This is a genomic window from Algibacter sp. Ld11 (assembly GCF_045066735.1).
GTDB lineage: Bacteria > Bacteroidota > Bacteroidia > Flavobacteriales > Flavobacteriaceae > Algibacter.
Window position 1 is genome coordinate 463964 of sequence record NZ_JBISHH010000025.1, and the last position, 20066, is coordinate 484029.

The window sequence follows — 20066 nt, forward strand, 5'->3', positions numbered from 1 at the left end:
TTTTGCTTTTCGTTTTAATCTTATTACATATATTTCTTTTTTATAAATTATTCCATTTAGCTCAATCGTCATCAAAAGATGTCTTGCGAAATGGTTTAAGTTTTTGTTATGGTATCATGCAAGTTTTTTTAACAATAATGGCATTTATTTATAGTTACGACTATGGAACAATTAAGGCGCGCTATTTTGCAGTATCTATTTATATAATATTAATTTCTAATATTATAACGTCTCTAGGCTATTTTTTAGGTTTTAATATTCTGTTTTATTTTTCAAGGCCATTATATGTGTTAGGTTTAAGTATTTTGCTTCTTTACAGCCTAATGGATTTTAAAAAACAGGAACCTCTTGAAATATAATTCTTAAATATTCGTTAAAATGGTATAATTATTGATGCTCTGTGTAATTTTAAAAAACATCCTAACTTAATCATGAAAAATTCTTTATTAATTATTACCTGCCTTCTTTTTCAGTGTATTTACGCTCAACCAGATTCTTTATTTCTAAAGGTTAAGAAACCTAAGTATGAAGGTCCGCAATGGCAGCAAAAGAACAAGGCAACTTTCGATTTAAGCGAAGTCGCTTTTGTTAACTGGAATTCGGGTGGTAGCAATTCAATTTCTGGTTTATTGGGGTTTGAAACTAGTGCTAATTATAGCGATAAGTATTTTTCATGGAGAAATGATGCACGCTTACGTTATGGTATAAATAAGCAGCAATCTAGAGAACTTAGAAAAACCGATGATTTAATTGAGATTAATTCAAGTATGGGGTTTAAGCCAGATTTAGAGTCTAATTGGTTTTATTCTGCACAATTAAACTTTAGAACACAATTAACTAATGGGTATAGTTATCCAAATACAGATAATCCTATTTCGAGATTAATGGCGCCAGGCTATTTATTTTTTGGTGGAGGTATGGAATATGGTAAAAACATTGAAAAATTGTCTTTTTATTTTTCACCACTTACCTTAAAAGCAACATTTGTTCTTGATGAAGATTTGGCGAACGCAGGAGCTTTTGGAGTTACACCTGCGGTTTACGATTCTGAGGGTTTATTAATTAGAGCAGGAGAACAAACACGTAGAGAGGTTGGTGTATTGGTTACAAATAGCTACGAGATGGAGTTAGTAGAAAACATAAGTGTTAAAAACCAATTGAGTATGTATTCTGATTATATTAATAACTTCGGAAATGTTGATGTAGATTGGCGTGTAGATTTCGATTTTAAAGTAAATAGTTTTATTCGAGCTACCTTAGGTTCGCATTTAAGATATGATGATGATGTAAAAACATCTATCGAAACCGATGTTGAAGGTGAAACTGAAGAAGCAGGAGCGAAAGTGCAATGGAAACAGTTTCTTGGTGTTGGTTTTGCTGTAGATTTTTAAATAAAATATTGATAGAATTGGTTATAGCTATTTTTGTTGTTAAATTAATATAATAATTTATACTTTTTTGCGAAAATGCTTTTTTAGAACTAAAAAATAAAAATATATGTATAAAATAAATTTATATAAGTCTTAACTAGCATGTTTTAAATAGGATAGTTAAATTGCGTTAATTTTCATTGAAAAAGATACAGCTGCCGTTGTAAACAAAATGCCCAAAAATGTTATCGCTTAAGAATAAAATATATTTAATTACCTCTTTCTTTTTTATTTTATGTTGTTGTAGCCAATATTTTGATAAACCTAGTGGCGTGTTTACTATTAATCTTTTGGCAGATATTGTTTTTTTCGGCATTTCTCTTAAATATAAAAGAACTAGAGAGTGGACTATCTCTTTATTTTGGCTCTTCTTTACGCTATCTGCAACTGCAATATTTGTTGACAATACTATAGCGTATGGAGCAATAACAACATCACTAAAGTTAATTGGTTATGTTATGCTACTAATTTATGTTTATCCAAAACAGAAAAAAGTAAAGAATAAAAAAATAGATATTTTTGTTTATTCCCTTGTGTTTTTTATTAATATATATGTTGTTTATAAAATCGTTGATCTGGTTGCGCCGTTAATCACTGAGCGGTATATCACAGGCTTATTTTTTGTATATGGAGTGGTTCTTATTTTGTTGAGTATTAGCGTTTATAGGTATCGCTTGTTACATGATTCACGATCAAAATATGTTTTGTACTTAGTAGCGTTTTTAATAACGGCAGAAGTTTTTGGTATTATCGCATATTTTTTACAATATAACTTTATGTATTACCTAGAATACTTTTTCTTTTTATTTGGTTTAAGTTTTGGCGTTGTTGCGTTTGTAGATGAAAATGTAGGTGATAGCGTGCACAAGTTAATAAAAACTGGAAGTATTTAGAAATCCGATAATTATAAGACTATTCAGACGTCTGTGGTGATTAAATTTTCGTACATGTTATTATTAACCTCTTCTATTGAGGAGTTATTTGGATACTCGCATAATATTTCGAATAGTATATTTAAATAATATGTTTTAAAAAAAAGGAACTCTTGCTTTACTTCATAACAAAAAAAAATATTCAATGTTAAGTATAAAAAACAAGGTATACTTAATTTCTAGCGTCACCTTTTTATGCAGTTGTGTTGTTTTGTTTTTTAGTTATAGTTTAAACGTTTTATTACTTGCTGAACTTATACTTTTTGCTTTTTTTTTAAGGTATAAAGTTTATTCTGAATGGCCGATAACTTTTTTTTGGATGTTTTTTATCATATCAGAATGTTTTGTTACCTTTTTAGAAAACCCTTTGAATAGTTTATGGGCATCACTATTTAAATTATTTGGGTATATAATGCTATGTATTTGCGGCTTTTTTAAACAAAAACCATTGCGCATTAAACCTTTTGAATATTTAATTTATGGCGTGCTTATTTTTTTGAATACTTATGTCGTTAAGGCTATTATATCAATAGTAGAGCCCCATATTTATTTGAATTATATTGTAGAGTTGTATTTTGTTTTAGGATTTACTCTTATTTTACTAGCCGCTTTCACTGTTAGATATCGGTTAATAAACGATTCACGATCTAAATATTTTGCTTTGTTTGTTGCGTTTTTCACGTTTGCCGAGGTAACTAGTGTAATCGCGCATCATCTTGGGTTGTTTTCTTTATGTTATTTGGAGTATCTATTTTTTTTGCTAGGCTTAACGTATTGCGTACTGTATTCTGTTTTAGAAAATAAAAACGATAAGGCATTCAAATTAATTAAAGGAAGAACTGTTTAAGTACTTCAGATGTTCTAATTCGGTTATGTTTTTTATACGTTTTGAGTTGCCATGTTTAATAAAATAAAGATTATCGGTTACCTCTATAATATGCCTATATAAGTGATCGGTAATTACGATAGCTTTATATTTCTTTTCTTTCAAAATCAACTTTTTAAGAATTTCAATATTTATGGGGGATAGGTGAGAAAAAGGTTCGTCTAGTAAAACCAATTCAGTATTACTTTTCAAAATACTATAAGTTTCAATTAATCTTCGTTCTCCCCCAGATAGCTGCCCTATTTTTCTATTTTTATAATGACCAAAAACTTCAAAATGAGTGGTAAATGTTTTCCAAGACAGTTTAAAAATCTTAAAAATAGTTTTTACTTTTAAATGTACAGGAATAAAATGGTGTTGTGGTAAGTAGGCCACAAGCTTTGTTTGGTATAGCGGTATTAGAATGGGTTTATTATCTACCCTAATTAGTTTGTATTTAGGTGTTAAACTACCAAATATAATGTTTAATAAGCATGTTTTTCCACAACCATTGCTTCCTAGTAGTCCTGTTATTTTATTGGTTTCAGCTTTAAGGTAAATGCCATTTAAAATACGTTTTTCTTTAAAGTAAAGTTCAATATTATCAATTTCAAAAATCATATAAATTCTTTTAAAACTAAAAGAAAAGGAAGGCTTAAAATAAAATCGATAATAAAAATATAGAAAAAAAGTTTAAAAGTAGAAAGGCCTAAATTTTTATAAAATATTAATTTTCGCTTAGCCTTAGTTTCATTCATTAAATACCACAAAAAAGCAATCAAAACTAATTTTATTAAAAATATAGGAATTATACTATAGCCAATAAGTGAGAAAAATATATTCAGTCCAAAAGACCATAACATATATGGCCTATAAAATATAAATAAAGCAGATAATTGTTGCATAGTATGGCTTATAACGAAAAATAATGCAAAATATTTTTAAAGTTATACGAGTTCTACGTGATGTAGTCATTGAAAATTCATAATTTATTGTATTTTTGATATCCAATTAAATAAGGCAGATGTTAGAGAAGTTACAAATAGTAAAGCAACGTTTTGATGAGGTTAGTGATTTAATTATCCAACCCGATATTATTACAGATCAAAAGCGTTACGTTGAGCTTAATAAAGAATACAAAGACTTGCGAATCCTTATGGATAAGCGTGAGGAGTATATAGAGTTTACAAATAATTTAGCTGAAGCTGAAGAAATAATTGCAGATGGTAGCGATGCCGAAATGGTCGAAATGGCTAAGATGCAAATGGAAGAAGCTAAAATTGGCATTCCTAAGTTAGAAGAAGAAATAAAAGTACTTTTAATACCTAAAGATCCTGAAGACTCGAAAAATGCGGTAGTAGAATTACGTGCCGGAACCGGTGGCGATGAAGCGAGTATTTTTGCTGGAGATTTATTTAGAATGTACAGTAAATATTGTGAAGGTAGAGGCTGGCGAGTAGATACTGTTGATTTTAGTGAAGGAACAAATGGAGGTTTTAAAGAAATTCAGTTTGAAGTTTCGGGTGAAGATGTTTATGGAACCTTAAAATTTGAAGCCGGAGTTCACCGTGTGCAACGTGTACCACAAACAGAAACTCAAGGACGTGTGCATACCAGCGCTGCAACCGTAATGGTATTTCCAGAAGCGGAAGAATTTGATGTTGAAATTAATCCAAAAGAAGTTAGAATTGATTTTTTCTGTTCGTCTGGACCAGGTGGGCAATCGGTAAATACAACCTATTCAGCGGTACGTTTAACTCACATTCCTACAGGTTTAGTGGCGCAATGTCAAGATCAAAAATCGCAGCATAAAAATAAAGAGAAGGCCTTTAAAGTATTACGTTCTCGTCTTTACGAAATGGAATTGGCTAAGAAGAACGAAGCCGATGCTGCAAAACGTGGTAGTATGGTGTCTTCTGGAGATCGATCTGCTAAAATTAGAACTTATAATTACTCGCAAGGTCGTGTAACCGATCATAGAATTGGGTTAACACTTTACGATTTGTCTAATATTGTGAATGGAGACATTCAGAAAATTTTAGATGAATTAATGTTAGCTGAAAATACGGAGAAGTTAAAAGCTAATACAGATATAATCTAGTATAAAAATCAGGATGTTTTAAGTAAATAACTTAGAATATCCTGATTTTTTTTAAATAGTAAATATGATTTTTTTATAAAATAATCATAAAAATATCCCTTTAAATAAGCTTAAAGCAAGAATGACTACAAAGCAACTTATTGAACAGATTAAAATAAAAAAATCCTTTTTATGTATAGGTTTAGATGTGGATTTAAACAAAATCCCGCAACATCTTTTAAAAGAAGAAGATCCTATTTTTACTTTCAATAAAGCCATTATAGATGCCACACATCATTTATGTGTTGCCTATAAACCAAACACGGCATTTTATGAAGCTTATGGTATTAAAGGTTGGAAATCTTTAGAGAAAACGATTAAGTATTTGAATGAAAATTATCCTGAAATTTTCACCATTGCCGATGCTAAACGTGGTGATATTGGTAATACAAGTACCATGTATGCAAAAGCTTTTTTCGAAGACTTAGCATTCGATTCTGTTACTGTAGCTCCTTATATGGGTAAAGATTCTGTAGAGCCTTTTCTGGCTTTTAAAGATAAGCACACCATTATGTTGGCCTTAACTTCTAATGCTGGAGCTTTCGATTTTCAAACCAAAAATGTAGAAGGGAAAGAACTTTATAAACACGTTTTAGAAACCTCTAAAACTTGGGAAAATAGCGATAACTTAATGTATGTTGTTGGAGCGACAAAAGCAGAGTATTTCGCCGATATAAGAAAAATAATTCCAAATAGTTTTTTGCTCGTTCCTGGAGTTGGGGCTCAAGGCGGGAATTTGCAAGATGTTTGTAAATATGGCATGACGGAAACGGTTGGTTTACTAATTAATTCGTCAAGAGGTATTATTTATGCATCGTCTAATAATGATTTTGCTCAAGCAGCAACTCAAGCAGCAGAAAAACTTCAACAAGAAATGCAAGATATTTTAAAGTAAAAAATAATATATTTTTTTAAGCAGCCATTTTTATAATTATAAAAGTGGCTGTTTGCATTTTATATATTTTACAATATCAAAAAAAGCTTATGGAAAACATAATTAGCTTTTAGCAGAGCAAGTCTTCTCAACCTTCATTAGAAAATACTCATAATTTATGCTTAAAGAACACTAGTTTATAGTTTCGATTTAATTAAAATATGATCTTGCAGTTTAATTACTGAATAGAGTAAGTTTTAATCAAATAGAGGTATGAGAGTTGTATTAAGTTTTATTGTTTTACTATGGGTTGGGCTAAGGGCCTGTTATGCTCAAGAAAATACGGGTTTTAAATTATGGTACAATGCGCCAGCTTCAAATTGGAATGAAGCGTTACCTTTAGGTAATGGGCGTTTGGGAGCTATGGTTTTTGGCGACCCTGTAAATGAAAACATTCAATTAAATGAATTAACACTTTGGGCAGGTGGACCACATAGAAATGATAATCCCGATGCTAAGGAGGCTCTTTCCGAGGTTAGAGAATTACTATTTGATGGAAAGTACGATGAAGCTCATAGGTTGGCTAATAATGCGATTATTTCAAAAACATCACATGGAATGCCTTATGAAACCGTTGGTAATTTAAGGTTGAAGTTCGAAAATCATGATAATTTTTCAAATTACTATCGCGAATTAGATATTGAAAAAGCGGTGAACACTACTAGTTACGAGGTGGAGGGTGTGAAATATAAGCGTGAAATTTTCACTTCATTTACCGATCAGGTTATTGTTATGATACTCACGGCTGATAAAAGTGGAAAAATTAGTTTCACGGCTAGTATGGATCGTCCTGAGCCAGCAAAAGTTTCTCTTTTTACTGAGAATAATAATGTTTTAGTGATGACAGGCTATGGTAGTGATAATAAAAACAAAAGATTACCAAAAGGAACCGCGCCAATTAAAGGAGCTGTAGAGTTCGATTCTAGAGTGAAAATTGCTACAGACGGCGGAAAAATAACGTCAACAAATAATCAATTAGAAGTTTTAAAAGCAAACAGCGTTACGTTATATATTTCTATAGCAACAAATTTTGTAGACTATAAAGATGTTAGTGCTAATCCTCATAAAAAAGCAGCAGATTATATCGCTCAAGCGGAAAAGAAAAATTACGAGCAGTTAGTAAAAAATCATTCTAATTTTTATCAGAAATATTTTAATAGAGTAACACTCGATTTAGGTAACTCTGAGGCATCTAAAAAACCAACCGATGTTCGAATAAAAGAGTTTAGCACGGAGTATGATCCGTCATTGGCGGCTTTATATTTTCAATTTGGTCGCTATTTATTAATTTCTTCCTCGCAACCTGGTGGACAACCATCTAATTTACAGGGATTGTGGAATAATCTATTATCACCACCATGGAAAAGTGCTTATACCGTAAATATTAATACACAAATGAATTATTGGCCCGCAGAGGTGACTAATTTAGCTGAAATGCACGATCCATTAATTCAAATGGTTAAAGATTTATCGCAAACAGGACAAGAAACCGCTAAAGTTATGTACGGTGCCGATGGTTGGGTAACACATCATAACACAGATTTATGGCGAATTACTGGGCCTGTTGATGGTGCAACTTGGGGTATGTGGACCACAGGAGGAACGTGGTTAACTCAGCATGCATGGGAGAAATTTATGTTTAATGGAAATTTAGATTATTTAAAATCTGTTTATCCTGCTATGAAAGGCGCATCACAATTCTGCTTAAGCTTTTTAACGCCAGAACCAGAAAATGGATGGTTAATTATTACCCCAACAATTTCTCCAGAACATGGGCCAAGTACACGTGCGAAAAGTGTGAATATTGAAGCTGGAACTACTATGGATAACCAATTGGTTTTCGATATGCTTACTAAAACCATTAACGCTGCTCAATTGTTAAATGTAGATGCCGATTTGGTAAAACAAATGCAAGCGACTTTATTACAATTACCACCAATGAAAGTTGGGAAGCACAATCAACTGCAAGAGTGGATGCAGGATTTAGACGATCCGGAAGATAAGCACCGTCACGTATCACATTTATACGGATTGTATCCTTCAAATTTAATTTCACCTTACAGAAACCCTGAGTTATTTCAAGGTGCTGAAAACACATTAATTCAAAGAGGAGATCCATCTACAGGGTGGTCTATGAACTGGAAAATTAATTTATGGGCACGTTTACTCGATGGAAATCATGCTTATAAATTAATGGGCGAACAGATTAAATTAGTAGGTCGGCCAGATTCTCCAAAAGGAGGCGGAACATACGCTAATATGCTAGATGCGCATCCACCATTTCAAATTGATGGAAATTTTGGGTTCACTTCTGGTTTAGCAGAGATGTTAGTGCAAAGTCATGATGGAGCTATACATTTAATTCCGGCTTTACCAGATGTTTGGAAAGATGGAGCGGTTAAAGGGCTTAGAGCAAGAGGTGGTTTTGAAGTAAAAGATTTAGAGTGGGAAAATGGCCAGGTTGTAAAAGTGGTTTTAAAATCTAAGCTTGGAGGTAACTTACGTATTCGCGCTTATAATGAATTAAAACTTCAGAATGGAAAACAATTAAATCTGGCATCTGATGAAAATGTAAATCCGTTTTATAAACTGCCAGAAATTAAAACACCATTGGTTTCTAAATCGGCACAATTAAAAGAATTATCTTTAAGATTAAGTTTTTTATATGATATTGAAACAACAGCAGGTGAAGAGATTGTGTTAGTAGCAAAAAACTAGAAATTAGAGTAATAAGCAAAATTAGGAATAGTTAATTAATGCTCTAGCTTGGTTATTAGTCGAATTAATAAAGTTATTCATGAAAAATATATAAACTTTATTGGGTTAGATAAATAATTAAGTTAAACCAAATATTAATAAATTATAAAAAATGAAATCATCAAAAATTGCATTAAGTTTTACTTTTCTACTTTTTACACTTTTAATGTCGGCCCAAGAACAAGGAGAAATTACTATAGAGACCTTGCTAAACGAAATGGTAGATAGAGAAGCTGTAGCAAGTTTTCCAACAACTAATTTTAGATTAAAACAGGAAAGCAGCTATAACCGAGCTTCAACGAGTCCAAATGAGACTGAGGGTTGGTTTAATAACCATGATTATAACAAAGAAGAGAAAGAAGAAGATCATAATTATATTAGAACAGAGGAAACAAATGGTGAAAAAGAATGGGTACTCATGGACCATATAGGACCTGGTGCTATCGTTCGTACTTGGATGCCGTTTTTAAGTGCCGAGGAGCCTAATACTGATATTATAATAAAGGTGTATTTAGATGGTAGTGACGAACCCGTTTTAGAAGGCAATATGCTTGGTTTGTTAGATGGAACGGGACTAATCCCATATCCTTTAGCACATCAGTCATTACGATCTGCGGTATCTTTTTTTCCAATTCCTTTCGCTAAGGGATGTAAAATTACAACGAGTAAAAAACCGTTTTTTTATCAATTTACTTATAGAGCGTATGATGATTATACTCCAATAAAAACCTTTACAAAATCAGATTTTGACAGAGCTTTACCTTTAACCAAAGAGATTGGCAATTTGTTGTTAAACCCAAAAAATACAGATGTTGGTAAAACGATCTCACTATCGGGTAAAATAGGTTCTAAAAAAGAAAAATCTGTAGCACTAATAGCAGGTAATGCTGCAATAAAAGAACTGACTTTAAAGTTAGACGCTTACAAAAATCCAGAAGTAACACGAACTGTAGTTTTAAAAATCGAGTTTGATGGTGAGCAAACTGTTTGGTGTCCAATAGGAGATTTTTTTGGAGCAGGAATTGGTTTAAATCCTGTTGAAGGTTGGTACAGCTCAGTTGCAGAAGATGGTATTATGACCTCTAGATGGGTGATGCCATATCAAAAATCAGGAAAAATTTCTGTAGTTAATCTCGGGAAAAAATCTATAAAAATTGATTTAAAAGCAACGGTTGGTAGCTGGAAATGGAATGCCGATAGTATGTATTTTAATGCGGCATGGAATGGACAATATCCTTTGGCTACGCGTCCGTTTTCAGATTGGAATTATGTAACGCTTAAAGGTCGAGGTGTTTATGTTGGAGATGCTTTAACTATTATGAACCCTGTGAAAAAATGGTGGGGAGAAGGCGATGAAAAGATTTATGTAGATAACGAAGATTTTCCCTCAATATTCGGGACAGGAACAGAAGATTATTATGCCTATTCTTGGGGAGGGAAGAGCAACGATTTTTACGAGCATCCTTTTCATGCACAACCAAGAAGTAATGTATATAATAAGTTAAATAGAAAGCCGAAAACAGTTAAAGGAAAAAACACTTCAGGATATAGCACAGAAACCCGAACACGTGCTTTAGATGTGATGCCTTTTAGCAGTTCTTTAAAGTTAGATATGGAAGTTTGGAGCTGGACAGATTGTGATATGGGGTATGGTGTTGGTGTATATTGGTATGGTGATAAACAAACAACATCAAACCGAGTTCCAAACATAAAAGAAGTTTTAAATGTACCGCCTTTACCTAAAAATTTTCCGAATAATAAAGAATAATAGAAAAGCAAGATTGTAATTCATGAAAAGTATCGAGATATTTTCTAAACTAATTTTGGTCGTTCTCGCTCTATTTTTGATAGGGTGTAAATCGAATGTGAACTCTAGTGAAAAAATATCCACTAGTGATACTACCAAACCCAATATCATCTTTTTAATGACAGATGATCAACGTTGGGATAACATGGGTTGTTATGGTAAACCAGAATTCAATACGCCTAATATCGATAAGTTGGCCAAGCAAGGTGTTATATTCGATAAAGCTTTTTATGCAGTTGCCATTTGCATGCCTAGTAGAGTAACCATGATGACTGGCCGCTATAACTCAAACCATAGAGTAGGCTTTGTTGCTCCAGACGATTATACGTTATCACAAACAGATTTTAATAAAAGTTATCCTGCAATATTGAAAAATGCTGGTTATCGTACTGGTTTTATTGGTAAGGTTGGTTTTACGGTAAGTGAAAAAGCAACACGACCAAGTACTCCTAAAGCGCATTTTTATAAAGAGCATATGGGAAGCATATTCGATTTTTTTGCAGGAAGTGAAACACACGATAGAAATGGTATGATTACTTGGCCAGAGGAGGATCAAGAATTAAAGAATATTTATAAAGAAGGACGCGAAAATTCTGGACGAACCCTGAGAACAGGGGAAGCTATGATGCGTTTTTTAGATACACAACCGGCAGAACAACCGTTTTGTTTATCGGTAAGTTTCTATGCGGTTAAGCACGATAACAATAAGGATATGTATATGCCATATTTTGAGCAGTTCAAAGACGTGAATATGTCGGTGCCAGAAAACTGGGTAGAGGGTGATAACCCCGATTTACCTGAAGTTGTAAAAGAAAATGCGCGAGGTGTATATTTACATCGTCAACGATCTTCAACACCCCAAATGTATCAGAGGCTTGTGCGTCGTTTTGCAACTCAGGGTTATACTGTGGATGAACAAGTGGGCTTTTTGGTTGAGAAATTAAAAAAGAAAGGCCTTTTAAATAATACGATTATTATTTATACTAGTGATAATGGTCGTTTTCAAGGTTCTCACGGCTTATTTGATAAATGCCTTTTATATGATGAGTCTGTTAAAGCGCCTCTTATTATTTACGATGGAAGAGTACCAGAATCAAAACGTCAACGTCGTGAAGAAGCACTAATATCTTCGGTAGATATAGCTCCAACAATTGTGTCTATGGCAGGTATAGAACCGCCAAACAGTATGCAAGGTAAGGATATCAGCGGTGTAATTAATCAAACAGAAGACTTATCTAAATGGCGTGATGCTGTTTTTATGGAAGATTTGTTTTTGGTAGATATGTTTAGAGCGCGATATAAAGAAAATGCGAATGAAATTAATCAAGCTTTGATAGAATCAAATAAATCTTACCGAAGTAGAGGTGTACGTACAGCACATTGGAAGTATATTGTTTATTATGAACACAGCCCTAAAATAGAGGAATTGTATAATACGGATAATGATACCGTAGAACAGAATAACCTAGTGAATAACCCAAAATATCAAGATGTTTTAATAAAATTAAGACAGCAAACAGAAACATTGTATCAAAAAGCGATTCAGTAGTGCTACCAATTTATTATTACATGAATTAGTCAATTGTTATTAAAAAGGAGAAGGAAGATTTATAACCGAACAAAAATAACTGGTCAATTTTAGAGATGAGGTTTTATTCACTATTTTACTAGTAAATTTAAAATAGATGTTTAATTTGAAATTTTTTACCGTAGTATTATTTTTTGGAATTATAGCCTGTAATAATGCCGTAAAACAAAACCAAGAACCACAAAAAGAAGAGACTAAAAAAAATGTATTGGTAATTTGTATCGATGATTTAAGACCAGAGTTAAATGCTTTTGGAGCGAAGTATATTAAATCTCCAAACATAGATCATTTAGCTTCTATTGGTCGTTCGTTTACGCGTCATTATGTCAACGCACCAAGTTGTGGGCCTTCTCGATACACTTTGCTAACTGGTCAATATGGCGCTCAATATAGACGGCATTATAATCAACCGTTGTTTTCTAGAGCAGCAGATTTAAGTAAAACACCAGAGGTAGAATCTCCTAGTATGCCAGAATGGTTTCGTAAGCAGGGCTATACAACCGTTTCGGTTGGTAAAGTTTCTCATCATCCAGGAGGGCGCGGTGGAGAAAACTGGAATAATGATAGTATTATAGAAATGCCAAATGCTTGGGATAAGCATATTATGCCTGTAGGAGAATGGAAAACTCCACGAGGCGCCATGCATGGTTTAGCTAATGGAAAAGTAAGAACACCTAATCAAAGAGATGTTATTGAAGCTTTTGATGGTGGCGATAAAAGTTATCCAGATGGTCTAATAGCAGAAGAAGGATTAAAACAACTAGAAGAGTTATCATCTCAAGATAAACCTTTCTTTTTAGCTATTGGGCTAATCAAGCCACATTTGCCTTTTGGAGCACCTAAAAAATATTTAGATCTTTATGATGGTGTAGATATTCCAGCACCATTACATCCAGAAAAACCAGAAGGAAAAACCACTTGGCATAAATCTAATGAATTTATGAATTATGACCGTGGAGGTAAAGACCCAAGAGAAGATAAAGCGTTTGCCTTAGAATTAAAAAGATATTATGCTGCCTGTGTGAGTTATGCAGATAAACATGTTGGCGATATTTTACAAAAACTAAAAGAAACGAAAGCAGATAAGAATACTATTGTTGTGCTTTGGGGAGATCATGGATGGCATTTGGGTGAACATGGTATTTGGGGTAAACATAGTCTTTTTGAAGAGTCTTTACGTTCGCCGTTAATTGTTTATACTCCAGGTATGGAAAACTCAGGAGAGCAAAGTGATGCCGTTGTAGAGTCTTTAGATTTATTTCCAACACTATGCGATTTAACTAGTTTACCAACGCCAAATGTTGCGCAAGGGGCTTCTTTAGTTTCTCTAATGGAGAATCCAAAATCAGAAGGACATTCTGCAGTGGCATATACTTCTGGCGCTTCAACTTTAAGAACAGATCGCTATCGTTTTACAGAGCATTGTAGCGGCGTTGTCGAGTTGTATGATCATGAGAAAGATCCGTCAGAAACTATAAATATAGCTTCAGAAAATCCCAAGTTAGTAACTAAACTTAGAGCACAATTAGGAAGTAAGTTGGATGATGCTTTCAATTGTAATCCTTAAAAATAAAATTACGATTAGTACAATTATTTACTATAAAAAATTAAATAAATTTTAAAATGACGAAGAAAATCACATCTCTATTATGTTTAGTGCTATTTACGTTCACGGCATGTCAATCAAAATTTAAACACAAGATTGAAACTTCAGCTCATGGACTTGTTATTCATAAAGATAGTACAATTATTAATATTGAAGTTGTAAACGAGTCTATCATTCATATTAATAAAATAAAAGAAGGTAGCCAACCTACTACGCTTCCGGATTATGTTACGATTTTAGAGCCTCAAGCTGTTAGTTGGGACATAAGCGAAACAGAAGAATTATTAACTATCAGTACCGATTCTTTGGATGTATTTGTAAATGCTAATGGCGTTATAGAATATCAAACTAAAGCAAATAAAAAGTTAGTCTCAGAAACCAATGAACTAACTTATTTAGATGGCGTTGAAAATCATGATGTATCACAAGGTTTTATAGCAGGAGATGAAGGTTTGTTTGGTTTAGGTCAGTTTCAAAGTGGTATAATGAACTGGAAAAATGTGCCTATTCGTCTACAACAATATAATCAAGAAATTGCTATCCCATTTATAGTGTCTACCAATGGGTATGGTATTTATTGGCACAATTACAGCTTAACAGATTTTAATCAGCCCCAAAATGAAATAGTATTTGAATCTGAAGGTGAAATTGAAACAAAGAAAGAAGACCAAGTAATACCAGAAGGTGGTGAAAAAGAAAACGTAGCAGCCTATGTAGCTCATGAAGCTAAGAAAAAAAATATTCGTGAAACAACTTTTACGCCAACCCAAACTGGTGAGTATACCTTTTTAGCACTAAGTGATCATAATGGCCGTATGCGCGGTGAAATTAAAGTAAGTATAGATGGTGATGATGTTATAAATTATTCTACTATATGGATGCCTAGAAGATATTCGGGAAAAAAGCATTTAGAAGCAGGGAAAACCTATAAAGTAGTTTTTCAAAATACAGGTGCAAAAATACTTGGGAATTTGTTTTACAACCAACCAGATTACAATAAAACTGTTTTTAGTAGTACTAAAGGTAATGCTATAGATTATTACTTAATAGCTGGTGGAAATCCTGGAGAAGTTATTTCCCAATACCAAAACTTAACAGGAAAAGCGCCTTTATTTCCAAAATCATCTTATGGTTTTTGGCAATGTAGAGAGCGGTATCACAACCAAGAAGAACTATTGGAGAATGCTCGTGAAATGCGAAAACGAGAAATTCCTTTCGATAATATTGTGCAAGATTGGTTTTATTGGCCAAAAGGAACTAAAGGACCAGAATGGGATAGAGCGAAATACCCAGATCCTGATGCTATGGTTAAAGAATTAACAAAATTAAACTTGACCTTAATGGTTTCTGTATGGCCAGAGGTAAAGAATAAACTATTAGAAGAAAAGTATGGCCTTACCAAAATAGAAAGTAGTAATTACGTAGATATTTACGATAATAAAGTGGCTAAACAATTTTATCGTGCTTTGAGTGATTCTATGTTTCATAAAGGTGTAAAATCTATATGGCTAGATGGAACAGAACCAGAAGGTGTAAAAAACACAAAAGTAAATACTGCTGTTGGACCTTATGAAGATGTTCAAAACCCGTATTCGCTTTTAGTAACAAAGGCTATGTACGATGGAAGAAGAGAAGAGTTTCCAATGGAACGTGTATTTAACTTAACACGTTCGGCTTACGCAGGGCAACAACGTTATGGCGCTACCTCGTGGTCTGGAGATGTAGAAGCTTCATGGGAACAGTTTTCTGAACAAATTGCGGCAGGACTTAATTTTACTATGGCAGGTGTTCCTTATTGGTCACACGATATTGGTGGGTTTTTTAGAGATTCTAAATCTATCAACCCTCAATTTGATAATCAATATACAAATCCTGAATATATAGAACTGTTAACACGTTGGTTTCAGTTTGGTGCATTTAGTCCAATTTTCCGTATTCATGGTTATGTCTCAGAAACTGAAATTTGGAGATACAATGATGCTTTTGAGAGTACAGCGCGCAAGTTTATAGATTTAAGATATCAATTAATGCCATATATCTATTCACAGGCTTGGCAAATTACGAATAATAGCCGTCAATTAATGGCGCCATTGGCATACCATTATCCAAACGATAAAAATACTTGGGGTATTAAAGATCAGTTGTTTTTTGGGGAATCTTTAATGGTTGGATTTGTTACGGAATATGAGCAAAGAACCAAAGAAATGTATTTTCCTTTAGGGACTTGGTATAATTTCTGGAACGGTGAAAAAATAATAGGTGGTAAAACACTAAATGTAAAAGCCGAATTAGATGAAACGCCATTATTTGTAAAAGCAGGAACTATTTTGCCTATTGGGCCAAAAATTCAATATGCAACCCAATTAACAAAAGAGCCTACAAATGTTGTTGTTTATCCGGGTAAGGATGCCGAATTTAAAATGTATCTCGATGATGGAGCATCATATAATTATGAAAAATCAACCTATTCAGAAATTGTATTTTTATATTCAGAAAAATCTAAAACCTTAACAGTTAAAAAAGGAGATGGAGATTATTTTGATTTTAGTGTTAGTCCATTCGAGTTAGCCTTTCAATTGGTAGGCGAGAATTCAGTACACAGATATTTATTTTTTGGTGAAGAGTTGAAGGTTCAGTTTTAAAAGAGCTATTTAACGCTAGAAATTCAAGAATATAAAAGACAATAGTAAAATTAAATTTTACTATGGTCTTTTTGTGTTTATGGCACTTTTTTATAGTAAAAGAACCATGCTTTATAATAAAAAATAAAGGCTTCAATTATTTTTACATGGTAAATCCTTGAAGGTATTCAAATGGAGAAAATCAAAAATAAATGATATATGAATTTTAAGTTAGTTCTATTTCTGATTGTGGCCTGTGTATCTTATAGTATGAAGGCGCAAAATCCCGTTTTTACCCATGTATTTACTGCCGACCCGTCTCCGCACGTATGGCCAGATAATTCCAACAAACTTTGGGTATACACCTCTCATGATGAACCAGGATCTAATAACCATTATGGTATGACGGGCTATCATGCCTTTTCTACAACAGATATGGTAAACTGGACAGATCACGGACGTATTTTACATTTAGATAACGTTGATTGGGCAGAGAGTCATGCTTGGGCTATGGACGCAGCATATTATCGCGGTCAATATTATTTAATTTACTGCATGAAAGAAACCGGAATTGGGCTGTTTAGAACGGGAATTGCACGTAGTGATGTGCCACAAGGGCCATTTACAGATTTGGGCTATGTAAAAGGTGTAGAGTTTGGTCAAGATCCCGCATTATTTATTGATGATGATGGAATACCATATTTGTTTTGGGGGCATGATCGCAAATGTTTTGCAGCAGAGCTAAATGAAGATTTAATGTCTATTAAGCCAGAAACATATATAGATTTAACTAAACAATTAACACATGTTTTCGAGGGGCCTTGGGTGCATAAACGTAAAGGCAAATATTATTTAACATACCCTGGATTAACACCACGTCGCTGGCCAGAAAAAATGTTTTATGCAGTAGCAGATAATCCACTAGGTCCATATGAGTTTAAAGGTGTTTTTATTGATGATTTTGAAGGTCAAAGTGGAACCAATCACGGCGGAACGGTTACTTATAAAGGGAAAGATATCATGTTTTACCACAGCGCTTGGCTATCTGGTGGTTTAAGCGAAACTAGAAATGTAATGGCAGATTATTTACATTATAATAAGCAAGGAGATATCATCCCTATTGTTCCTTCAAAAGAAGGTTTAGGAAATGCTAAGCGAAACAAAACAACGTTGCTTTTAGAGGCGGAAAACGGATTTTCAGGCGGTGGTGAGTTGTACAATGTAATTGTTGATACTTGGATAAAAGGCTATAGCGGTAAAGGTTACGTAACTAATTTTGATAATCCTTATGATCATGTATCCATTTTAGCTCAGGTAGCACAACCAGCAAAGTATCGTTTTATAGTAAGTTATGCTTCACCAGATGGAGAATCGAATCATGATATTTTAATTAATAGCCATGCCTATAGAGAATTTAAATTTCCGAAATCTAAAGCATTTACAGAAATAGATTTTGGAGTTGTTAGCTTAAAAGCGGGCGATAATTTGGTGCGTATTTTTAAAAAAGATTGGCAACCATCAAAAGGTGAGTTTGCTATTGATTATATAAAGTTGGTGCAAGTTTTTGAATATTAATTCTAGCTTTTATATGGAATAAGATTATGGTTGTGATTTTCCTTTTATCAGTATCATTTATCATAATTGGATAACGCACTCCTGATATACTTATAATTCATACCATTTGAATCATAATTTATACTTCACGGCTATAGATTTAAGTAGTTTTATCTCAGATTAAAAAAGATATTTTATTTCTATATAAAAACAGAATTAGTGAAGACATTTACATTACTTATTTCCATAATGGTTTTATCGATTATTCATTTAGGATGCGGACAAAACGTTAATAAATCCATTCAGCAAGAAACTAAGTCTAAAAAGGCTAAAGTATATGTGTCTTCATTATCTGAATTTAGGAACATATTAAATAGCAGTAATTATGATATTACTTTAAAACCTGGCGATTATAATATTACAGAGCTTCCCGAAGAAGAAAGAAGTTTTGTTTGCTCAGGTTCTAATAATACTATTAATCTTTCTGGAGTATATATAAATTTTCCTGTAGGAACTTGTAAAGATGCTCATTTTAATTTTACTGGATCTAATAATACACTTTATGGAGGTGTTTTTGAGGATACATACCAAAATGGAATGACGGAAGTAACCGATTTTGGAAGTTATAATCAAAACCGGAAAACTTTAGCAAAAGGACTTAAAGGAGGAGCTAATATTAGAGTTTCAGGTAACGGAAATACAATTGAAGGTATTAAGTTAACGGCGAGAGGTTCGTTCCCTTATGGTTATGGTAATATGTACGGTATTGGTAGAGGTAATGCTACAGGTTTAGATAAGCGTTGTGCATTGTTAATTACAGGTGTGGGAAATACAGTTGATAATTGCGAGTTTCAGCATCGTGCTTTCGGACATGTTATTTATATGCAAAAAAATGCAGATAAAACACTTATAAAAAACACTTATATTGAAGGTGCTGTGCGCCCCAGTAACGATAGCTACAGTGAAACTAACGATGGCGATTTACCAAAAAGATTTGATTATAAAATGCCTATAGGGCAAATGAAAGGGCTTCCCATTCCGCGCGATGTTATGTTTAACCTAACAGAAGATGGCATTAGAGCATATAACATTCCAGGTTCCGTAACAGTAGAAAATTGTAAAGTGGTTAAATGCCGAGGAGGTATAAAGCTTTATATGGCAAAAGGTGCTGTTAAAGTGAGTAATAGTACGGTTTTAGATTGCGTTGTAGAGGGGTATTCTTTAAATAACGGTGGCGAATTAATTAATTGTAAGGGTAATGCAGCTTATGGCCCATTGCTTTATATGCATTTTGATAAAGTTTCAAACCAAAAAATCGATCTTACCGTATGGCCGGCACCTCACGCCGTTGGTAACCACGTGTTTGCAGCAATAAAAGGACATGGGCACGATATAACGCTAAAAAAAGCTAAAAATAACGAAGCAATAGACCGTGCACTTCGGCCAATAGTAGTTGGATATAAAGCTCGTTTCGAATTTTTAACCACTAGCTATCCCGGAGTACCAAAGGGATATGAAGATAATTTTAACACCTATTTCGGTGATGCAACATACCAAGCTTCAAATATTTTTCTTAAAAACGAAACTGAATATCCTGTTATTATTGGAAATCTTTCAGAAAATAACAAAATAGAAAGTTTAGGTGCGGTTACCAATCTTGGCAAAGAGAATTCTGTTAAACGCAAGATTTGAAACATCGAATTCAATTAATTTAAGTTGAGGTTTTGGAGACTGTTTTTGTCTATAGCTATTGGATAGGTTGTTGTTAAAATGTTATTTATCTATGTGAAGTAAACAATAAGCCTAATGTTTTATAAATTAAAATAATCTAC

Annotated in this window: 12 protein-coding genes; 11 read left to right on the top strand and 1 reads right to left on the bottom strand. The window is 33.2% G+C overall.

The features are described from left to right. Positions 1 to 431 precede the first annotated feature (431 nt). Together ACJJV4_RS15685 and ACJJV4_RS15690 are read left to right on the top strand one after the other, a co-directional pair. Positions 432 to 1391, top strand: a complete 960-nt coding sequence (locus ACJJV4_RS15685) for a DUF3078 domain-containing protein (RefSeq protein ID WP_405296140.1) — start codon at positions 432 to 434, stop codon at positions 1389 to 1391. Positions 1392 to 1720: 329 nt separating this feature from the next. Next, complete coding sequence (locus ACJJV4_RS15690) at positions 1721 to 2323, top strand: hypothetical protein (RefSeq protein WP_405296142.1); 603 nt, start codon at positions 1721 to 1723, stop codon at positions 2321 to 2323. Between the two features lie 862 nt (positions 2324 to 3185). On the opposite strand, the gene ACJJV4_RS15695 is transcribed toward ACJJV4_RS15690, so the two are convergent. Continuing rightward, on the bottom strand, positions 3186 to 3848 hold the full coding sequence (locus ACJJV4_RS15695) for an ATP-binding cassette domain-containing protein (RefSeq protein ID WP_405296144.1): 663 nt from the start codon (positions 3846 to 3848) through the stop codon (positions 3186 to 3188). A gap of 403 nt (positions 3849 to 4251) precedes the next feature. On the opposite strand from ACJJV4_RS15695, the gene prfA reads away from it, so the two are divergent. From prfA to ACJJV4_RS15740, 9 genes are all read left to right on the top strand, one after another. Next, complete coding sequence (prfA, locus tag ACJJV4_RS15700; RefSeq protein WP_405296146.1) at positions 4252 to 5328, top strand: peptide chain release factor 1; 1077 nt, start codon at positions 4252 to 4254, stop codon at positions 5326 to 5328. Positions 5329 to 5449: 121 nt separating this feature from the next. Next, positions 5450 to 6262: an orotidine-5'-phosphate decarboxylase gene (gene pyrF, locus ACJJV4_RS15705; RefSeq protein WP_405296148.1), complete on the top strand. Its 813-nt coding sequence runs from the start codon at positions 5450 to 5452 to the stop codon at positions 6260 to 6262. A gap of 252 nt (positions 6263 to 6514) precedes the next feature. Further along, positions 6515 to 9019: a glycosyl hydrolase family 95 catalytic domain-containing protein gene (locus ACJJV4_RS15710; RefSeq protein WP_405296150.1), complete on the top strand. Its 2505-nt coding sequence runs from the start codon at positions 6515 to 6517 to the stop codon at positions 9017 to 9019. A gap of 151 nt (positions 9020 to 9170) precedes the next feature. Further along, complete coding sequence (locus ACJJV4_RS15715) at positions 9171 to 10826, top strand: glycoside hydrolase family 172 protein (RefSeq protein WP_405296152.1); 1656 nt, start codon at positions 9171 to 9173, stop codon at positions 10824 to 10826. A gap of 97 nt (positions 10827 to 10923) precedes the next feature. After that, positions 10924 to 12414 (top strand): sulfatase-like hydrolase/transferase, encoded by a 1491-nt coding sequence (locus tag ACJJV4_RS15720; protein WP_405296154.1) that lies wholly within the window; start codon positions 10924 to 10926, stop codon positions 12412 to 12414. Positions 12415 to 12550: 136 nt separating this feature from the next. Beyond that, the gene (locus ACJJV4_RS15725) at positions 12551 to 14020 is read left to right on the top strand and encodes a sulfatase (RefSeq protein ID WP_405296156.1); all 1470 of its coding nucleotides are present in this window, start codon (positions 12551 to 12553) and stop codon (positions 14018 to 14020) included. 56 nt (positions 14021 to 14076) lie between these two features. Beyond that, complete coding sequence (locus ACJJV4_RS15730; protein WP_405296158.1) at positions 14077 to 16701, top strand: TIM-barrel domain-containing protein; 2625 nt, start codon at positions 14077 to 14079, stop codon at positions 16699 to 16701. 198 nt (positions 16702 to 16899) lie between these two features. Beyond that, positions 16900 to 18255, top strand: coding sequence for a family 43 glycosylhydrolase (locus tag ACJJV4_RS15735; RefSeq protein ID WP_405296160.1), 1356 nt, complete (start codon positions 16900 to 16902; stop codon positions 18253 to 18255). 198 nt (positions 18256 to 18453) lie between these two features. After that, positions 18454 to 19926 carry a hypothetical protein gene (locus ACJJV4_RS15740; protein WP_405296162.1) on the top strand — a complete coding sequence of 491 codons (1473 nt, stop codon included), beginning with the start codon at positions 18454 to 18456 and terminating at the stop codon, positions 19924 to 19926. Positions 19927 to 20066 lie beyond the last annotated feature (140 nt).

What these genes read in the sequence shown, in the direction of transcription:
- pyrF (WP_405296148.1), top strand. Translation starts at nt 5,450, where the DNA reads ATGACTACAAAGCAACTTATTGAACAGATTAAAATAAAAAAATCCTTT.
- ACJJV4_RS15685 (WP_405296140.1), top strand. Translation starts at nt 432, where the DNA reads ATGAAAAATTCTTTATTAATTATTACCTGCCTTCTTTTTCAGTGTATT.
- ACJJV4_RS15725 (WP_405296156.1), top strand. Translation starts at nt 12,551, where the DNA reads ATGTTTAATTTGAAATTTTTTACCGTAGTATTATTTTTTGGAATTATA.
- ACJJV4_RS15710 (WP_405296150.1), top strand. Translation starts at nt 6,515, where the DNA reads ATGAGAGTTGTATTAAGTTTTATTGTTTTACTATGGGTTGGGCTAAGG.
- ACJJV4_RS15730 (WP_405296158.1), top strand. Translation starts at nt 14,077, where the DNA reads ATGACGAAGAAAATCACATCTCTATTATGTTTAGTGCTATTTACGTTC.
- ACJJV4_RS15715 (WP_405296152.1), top strand. Translation starts at nt 9,171, where the DNA reads ATGAAATCATCAAAAATTGCATTAAGTTTTACTTTTCTACTTTTTACA.
- ACJJV4_RS15695 (WP_405296144.1), bottom strand. Translation starts at nt 3,848, where the DNA reads ATGATTTTTGAAATTGATAATATTGAACTTTACTTTAAAGAAAAACGT.
- ACJJV4_RS15735 (WP_405296160.1), top strand. Translation starts at nt 16,900, where the DNA reads ATGAATTTTAAGTTAGTTCTATTTCTGATTGTGGCCTGTGTATCTTAT.
- prfA (WP_405296146.1), top strand. Translation starts at nt 4,252, where the DNA reads ATGTTAGAGAAGTTACAAATAGTAAAGCAACGTTTTGATGAGGTTAGT.